The organism is Streptomyces sp. SBT349 (assembly GCF_001083795.1).
Taxonomy (GTDB): Bacteria; Actinomycetota; Actinomycetes; order Streptomycetales; family Streptomycetaceae; genus Streptomyces.
This window is the reverse complement of record NZ_LAVK01000423.1, coordinates 1-5509: the sequence shown is the minus strand read 5'-3', so window position 1 is coordinate 5509 and position 5509 is coordinate 1. Positions and strand designations below refer to the sequence as shown.

General features: G+C 76.3%; 6 protein-coding genes. 5 read left to right on the top strand and 1 reads right to left on the bottom strand.

All coding sequences use genetic code 11. From position 1 onward, the window contains the following. The 5 genes from ADY01_RS31840 to ADY01_RS31820 form a co-directional block, all read left to right on the top strand. Positions 1-277 (top strand): phosphopantetheine-binding protein (locus ADY01_RS31840; RefSeq protein ID WP_049580202.1); only part of this gene is annotated, 277 nt, incomplete at its 5' end. Next, positions 274-840 carry a 6-pyruvoyl trahydropterin synthase family protein gene (locus ADY01_RS31835; RefSeq protein ID WP_053171429.1) on the top strand — a complete coding sequence of 189 codons (567 nt, stop codon included), beginning with the start codon at positions 274-276 and terminating at the stop codon, positions 838-840. The genes ADY01_RS31840 and ADY01_RS31835, both read left to right, overlap by 4 nt. Next, positions 837-1418 (top strand): alpha/beta fold hydrolase, encoded by a 582-nt coding sequence (locus ADY01_RS31830; protein WP_049580201.1) that lies wholly within the window; start codon positions 837-839, stop codon positions 1416-1418. Before ADY01_RS31835 ends, ADY01_RS31830 begins: the two co-directional genes overlap by 4 nt. Next, positions 1415-2629, top strand: a complete 1215-nt coding sequence (locus tag ADY01_RS31825; RefSeq protein WP_049580200.1) for an MFS transporter — start codon at positions 1415-1417, stop codon at positions 2627-2629. Before ADY01_RS31830 ends, ADY01_RS31825 begins: the two co-directional genes overlap by 4 nt. A gap of 30 nt (positions 2630-2659) precedes the next feature. Next, complete coding sequence (locus ADY01_RS31820; protein ID WP_049580199.1) at positions 2660-3319, top strand: NADPH-dependent F420 reductase; 660 nt, start codon at positions 2660-2662, stop codon at positions 3317-3319. Here the strand turns inward: ADY01_RS31820 and ADY01_RS31815 are convergent. Beyond that, positions 3303-5492, bottom strand: a complete 2190-nt coding sequence (locus ADY01_RS31815; protein WP_049580203.1) for a penicillin acylase family protein — start codon at positions 5490-5492, stop codon at positions 3303-3305. The genes ADY01_RS31820 and ADY01_RS31815 overlap by 17 nt on opposite strands. Between the last annotated feature and the right edge of the window lie 17 nt (positions 5493-5509).

Genomic DNA, 5509 nt, shown 5'->3' with positions numbered 1-5509 from the left:
CGCCGACTCGGTCCCCGCCCCCGCCGACGCCGACATCGAGGGCGGCATCGCGGAGATCTGGACGGACGTCCTCGGCGTCGGCGACCTCACCGGCAGCAGCGACTTCTTCGCCCTCGGCGGGGACTCACTGCTCGGCGTCACCGTCGCGCACCGGCTCAGCCTGCGCTTCGACGTCGTCCTGTCGGTGATCACCATGTTCGACAACCCCACCATCGACCAGGCCGCCGCGGAGATCCGCCGCCTGCGCGGCCGGGCGGCAACCCAGGGAGCCACGTGACCACCCATACCCACGCCCAGACCGCGGCGGCCGGCACCTGTGCGTGCGCCGCCGGCGAGGACGCCGCCACCACCCGCGCGGCCACGCCGGGCGGGCACCCCGCCGGCGCCTTCAGCGTCACCAAGCTCTTCGACGACCTCCCCTGCTGCCACCGCTCCTGGGCCCACGACGGGAAATGCCGTTTCCTGCACGGCTACGAGCGGTCCTTCGAGGTCGAGTTCGCCTGCGCCGAACTCGACCCGGCCACCGGGTTCGTCATCGACTTCAGCGCCCTCAAGAACGTCCGGGCCCTGCTGAACCGGCAGTTCGACCACACCACCCTGGTCGCCGAGAACGACCCCGAACGCCCGCTCTTCGAGGAGCTCGCCGCCCGCGGCGTCGTCGACCTGCGGGTCATGGAACACACCGGGATGGAGGGCGCCGCCGCCTGGGTGATGGACGAGGCCGGCCGCCTGATCGGCGAGGCCACCGGCGGGCGGGTGTGGATCCGCCGCGTCGAGGCCCGCGAGTGCCGCAAGAACTCCGTGACGCTCACCGCCGACCGGGGAGACACCCGCAGGTGAGCGAGACTGCCACGCGGCCGGGCGCGACCGGTCCGGCCGCGCCCCTGCACCCCGTGCTCCCCGGCGCCCACGGCGCCGGGGAGCGCCTTCTCCTGCTGCCCGGCCTGGGCCAGAACCGGGCGCACTGGGGACCGTTCGCCCGCTGGCTGGCCGCTCGGGACAAGACCCTCCTCGCCGCCGAACCGGCCGCCTCCCGTCTCGTCGCCCTGCCCGACGAGGGACCAGGCGACTCCCTGCGACGGCTCCACCCGCTGGCCGCCCAGACCACCCTGCGCGCCATCGCCGCCGCCCTCGCCGCGGGAGGGCCCGCCCCGGCGCCTCCGCCACCACTGCCGCCGACGGCCCGTCCGCTCCTCGCCGACCGGGCCGAACGGACCGGCGCCGCCCTCGCCGCCCACCCGGGGCGGGTACTCGTCCTGCGGGGGGTGCACTCCGCCCTGCTCACGCAGGCGGACGCCGAGACGCTGACGGCCCGCACGCGCGACGGGACCCTGCGCCTGGTCGAACGGGCCGGGCACTCCCCGCACATCGACGCCCCCCGCGCGACCGTCGCCGCCCTGCTGGGGGACGGCCCGTGACGACCGTGGCCGCCGAGACCTCGGCGCTCCGCTGCCGCGACTTCCGGCTGCTGCTCGTCGGCCAGAGCCTGTCCATGGTCACCTACGGGGCCTACCTGGCCGTGCTGTCCTGGTATGCCTACCGCCTCACCGGCTCGCCCGGCGCCTCCGGCCTCGTCCTGGGCGCCGCCGCCGTGTCGGAGGTGACCACCCTGCTCCTCGGCGGCGCGCTCGCCGACCGGTGGGACCGGCGCTCGATGATGATCCTGGCCGACGCCGGGCGCCTGCTGGCCGTCGGGGCGCTCGCGATCCTCACCGCCGCCGGGCGCACCGACCTGCTGGTGCTGACCGCGTGCGCCTCCCTCGTCAGCCTCTTCGACGGCCTCTTCCACCCCGCCTTCGGCGGGATCGTCCCGGCCACGGTCCCCGCCGACCTCATCGGCTCCGCCAACGCCGCGCTCGGCTTCGTCCGCTCCGTCAGCGCCATCACCGGACCGGCCCTGGGCGGCGCCGTGTACGCCTCGGCGGGCATGGCGGCCGTGCTCGGCCTGACCGCCGTCGCCTTCCTCGTCGCCCTGGGCACCGCGCTCGCCCTGCGGCCCGCGCCGCGGACGGCCGCGCCGGTCGCCTCCCGCCCCCTGCGGGACATCGCCGAGGGCGCCCGGTACGTCGCGTCCGTCCCGCTGCTCGTCTCCATCCCCGTCGCCGCCCTGGCGCTGCTGCTCTCCGAGGGCCCCACGCAGACGCTGCTGCCACGCCTGGTGGAGGAGCACTTCGCGGGAGGCGCGGGCACCCTCTCCCTGCTCACCACCGCCTACGGCGCGGGCGCCGCCGCCGGGGCGCTGCTGTACGCGCGCCTCATGCCCAGGCGGCGACGGGCCGTGATCGTGTACGTGTCCTGGTCCTCGGCCCACGTCCTGTGCGCCGCCATGGCCCTGACGACCGGGCTGCCCGGGGCGGTCGCCCTCGCGGCCGTGCGCGGGCTGTGCGGCGGGTTCGGGTTCGCCGTCTGGGAGACGCTGCTGATGCATGTCGTCGCCCCGGACAAGCTCTCCCGCGTCTACTCGGTCAACCTGTTCGGCACCAAGGCGCTCATGCCGATCGGGTTCGCGCTCGGCGGCTGGGTCGGCGCCCACGCCCCCGCCGCCGCGGTGATCGCCGGGGGGCAACTCGCCGGAGCGGCGCTGATGGCCACGCTGCTCCTCTCCCGCCGCATCCGCGCGGTCGACTGAACCGCGCGGCCCTCACGGAAAGGCACCACGATGAAGATCGTCATCCTCGGCACGGGCGAGGTCTGCCAGGTCCTCGCCCCGGCCTTCCTCGCCCTCGGCCACGAGGTCGCCGTCGGCACCCGCGACCCCGGGGCGACCCGGGCGGGCAACGCCGGCTACCGCGTGCTCGCCGCGCGCCATCCCACCCTGGAACTCGCCGACTTCAGGGACGCCGCCGGCGCGGCCGACCCCACCGGTCTGGTCGTGAACGCGCTCTCCGGGCCGGCCTGCGTCGACACCCTCGCCCCGCTCGCCGCCGACCTCGCCGGACACGTGGTCATGGACGTGTCCAGCCCGTTCGACTGGTCCCGGGAGGGCGCCGTCCTCGACCCGGTCAACACCGACAGCCTCGGCGAGGCGATCCAGCGCGCCCTGCCCGGCGCGTTCGTGGTCAAGACCCTCAACACCCTGGCCGCGCAGGTGATGACCGACCCGGACGCGGCCGGGGCGGATCACACGGTGTTCGTCAGCGGCGAGGACGGCGCGGCCAAGGAGCGGGTCGGCGCGCTGCTCCGGTCGCTGGGCTGGCGGGACGTCCTGGACCTCGGCGGCATCCGCACGGCCCGCGCCACCGAGATGATGCTCCGGATGTGGATCGACGCCTCGGGGGCCCTGGGCACCCACCTCCTCGGCTTCAAGATCGTCCGCTGACGCCACCCCGGTCACCACCGCCGGGGGGCCCGTCCGGAGGTGTCTCCTCCGTGAGCGCGTCCCAGTCGGTGACGACGGGGACGAGTTCCCCGCGCAGCCACAGCGGAAGCTGGTCGTGGTGGTGCGGGTCGGTGGGGCCGCCCGAGGCGCCGAACGGGGTGACCCACGCGCTGTTCTCCCGGCACGCCAGGTCCCAGACGTAGCGGGCGGCGGAGGAACGGGCGCTGAGATCGGTCAGGCCGGGCACGCTGGAGGACGACATCACGCAGTCGTGGTCGCCGTGGACCGGCGGCCGGTCGGCGTTCTCGGCGGGCAGTGCCTCCCACGGGACCAGACGGTGGGTGTCCCCCCAGGTCGCGGGTGCGCCCGCCGCCGCCACCTCCTCCAGTGCCCCGCGGGCGTGTGCGGCCACGTCCACGCCCGGAAGAGCGCCGGGAACGGTCAGGTGCTCCCACGCGTGGCCGACCCGGGCGAGAGGGGACAGCCAGGGCAGGAAGACGCTCGGATCCTCGGGACGTGACGCCAGGCCGCTCAGGGCCGGGTCGCCCGTCAGGCGCCTGGCGAGCGCGCCGCGCCAGGCGGCGAAGACGGCGGCTCCGCGGGAACCGGCGTCCATACGCCGGTCCCAGGCACGGAGTTCGCCGCGCAGCGCTTCGGCCCGCGGGGACAACGCCCGCTGAGGGGTGAGGAGCCGGTCCAGGAGCGCGGACGCGGCGGGCAGCAGCGTGTCGGTGTGGACGACGGGCATGTCCGCCGCGGACCAGCGGGGGCGGGAGTCGAGCAGGGCGGCGATCCGCCGCGCGCGGTGCGGTGCGGAGAACTCGACGCCCAAGGGGGCCGCCAGACCCCGCTCGTTGGCCATGACCGCCTGGCCGCGCACCTCGGCGCGGGGGGTCGGTTCCCAGGCGCCGGACCAGGCGGCGCCGGGATCCCAGGCGTCCACGAGCCCGCGCCGGTTGGCGTGGTCGCGCACCGGGACGGCGCCCGCCACCCGGTGCAGCAGGCCGCCCTCGGTGTCGGCGGCCATCACCACGTTGACCGGTTCCACCCAGCCGTCCATCGCGCGGTCCACGTCCTCGACGGTCCGGGCCCGCAGGAGCGCGGGGAGGGCGTCGAAGCCGAGCGCCCCCAGGACCCGGGCGGGCCAGCGCAGGCTGACGGCGGACCAGCGGCCCGCCACGCCCGGGTCGCGGGCGTCGGGGGCGCCGGGAGCCTCGGGAGGGGCGTGGTCGCCGGGTATGCCGCCGATCACGACCGGCCCGCGCGCGGTCTCCACCGTCTCCACCGTCACCGGCTGACGCCCCGCGACCTCGACGGTCTCGGTCCGGGCGTCGGCGGGCTCCCACCCGCCGGGCCCCCACGCCTCCACGCCGAGGCGCTCCGCGCGGTCGGCGCCATCGGCGCGCGGTGCGCGTCTCAGTCGCTCGCGGTAGAGGTCCTGGTAGTCGGCCATGGCGTTGGTGACGGCCCAGGCGACCCCTCCGGTGTGGCCGAAGTGGGCGATGCCCGGCACCCCCGGCACGGCGAGGCCCACCACGTCGAACTCCGGGCAGGCCAGCCGGATCTGCTGGTAGACACCGGGTGCCTCGATGAAGCGGTGCGGATCGCCGGCCAGCAGCGGCAGCCCGGAGGTGGTGCGTTCGCCGCCGAGCAGCCAGCCGTTGCTGCCGGCCGCGGCCGGTCCGTCGGTGGCGAAGTGCGCCAGGGCGTCGCCGCCCAGGGTGGCCGCCAGGCGGTCGCGCCAGAGTTTGGCGGGGAAGCCGGCGAACAGCAGGTGGTGCGAGAGCCAGATCGCGAGGGGCGCCCACGGCTCCCACGCCCCCGGGACGATTCCTGCCCGGACGAACTCCGGGGCCGCGCCCGCCGCCTGAGGCAGAGCGGAGTTGACGCCCTCGGTGTAGGCGCGCAGCCAGGCGGCCGTGCCCGGGGAGAGGTTGGCGAAGCACCGGCGCGCGGTGTCCGTCAGCCGGACCCGCCGGGCGAGGACGTCCCAGGGCAGGTGGTCCGGGCCGAGGAAGGCCGCGGAGGAGCCGAGGGCACGCCGCCGCTCGACCTCGATCTGCCAGGCCCGGTCCCGCGCGGCGGCCACCCCCTGGGCGCGCGCCAGGGCGAGGAGGTCCGGTGCCCGCAGATGCGGGATGCCGTACGCGTCTCGGTAGATGCGGGCGCTCAAGCCGGGCTCCTCGGGGG

Excerpts from the sequence above, each read along its gene's own strand:
- ADY01_RS31820 (WP_049580199.1), top strand. The coding sequence starts at position 2,660 with ATGAAGATCGTCATCCTCGGCACGGGCGAGGTCTGCCAGGTCCTCGCC.